Origin of the sequence: Thalassolituus sp. UBA2009 (genome assembly GCF_002335285.1) — a bacterium.
In the GTDB taxonomy this organism is placed as follows: Bacteria; Pseudomonadota; Gammaproteobacteria; order Pseudomonadales; family Oceanobacteraceae; genus Venatoribacter; species Venatoribacter alkanivorans.
In genome coordinates, this window is sequence record NZ_DDCJ01000035.1 from 2,233 (window position 1) to 3,026 (window position 794).

Annotated in this window: 2 protein-coding genes; both read right to left on the minus strand. The window is 57.9% G+C overall.

Annotated features, from left to right (window positions below):
• A partial coding sequence (locus B3P58_RS03885; protein WP_286716168.1) for an SDR family NAD(P)-dependent oxidoreductase occupies positions 1 to 141 on the minus strand: 141 nt, incomplete at its 3' end.
• A 2-nt stretch (positions 142 to 143) separates the two neighbouring features.
• On the minus strand, positions 144 to 794 hold a 651-nt coding region (locus tag B3P58_RS03890), incomplete at its 5' end, for an ACP S-malonyltransferase (RefSeq protein WP_286716164.1).

Sequence of the window (794 nt, forward strand, 5' to 3'; positions counted from 1 at the left end):
CGCTTCGCGTACAGAAGCTGCACCGGATTCGCTGGTTGCGGTACCAACAACACGATAGCCGTCACGCGCCAGACGTTCGGCAATCGCGCGACCAATGCCGCGGGAAGCGCCAGTCACCAGGGCGAGTAATTTTTCACTCATATTCAGGATCCTTGAATAAAGGCAATGGTTGCCTGTAAGGACGCGGCATCACCCGTATTATGGGTTGCCAGCGTTTTATCGATGCGCTTGTTCAGGCCGCTGAGCACTTTGCCCGGGCCGAATTCAATCGCATTATCGGCGCGTCCGCGGCAAGCCTGTACGGCACCAGTCCAGTTAACCGGGCTGTACAGCTGCGCCAGCAGACGCGATGGAATTTCTGCCAGAGTTGCCACCGCATTATCAACGTTGTGGTACACCGGAAATGCCGGTGCGCGGAAGGAAACCGCATTCAGTGCTTCGCCAAATTCTTCGGCTGCGGCTTTCATCAGGCTGGAGTGGAACGGACCGCTGACCGCCAATGGCAGTGCGCGCTTGGCGCCTGCAGCCTTGGCAAGCTCAATGGCTTTTTCCACACCGCTCATGGCGCCGGCAATAACAATCTGGCCGGGTGCATTAAAATTCGCTGGCTCAACCACACCGGCAGCAGAAGCCTCAGCACACACGGCGCGAATCTGATCTTCTTCCAGGCCCAGTACGGCGGCCATGCCACCCTGACCCGCCGGTACCGCAGCTTCCATCAGCTCACCACGTTTTTTTACCAGACGCACAGCATCGGCAAAATCGATCGCATCGGCAGCAACCAGTGCGGAATA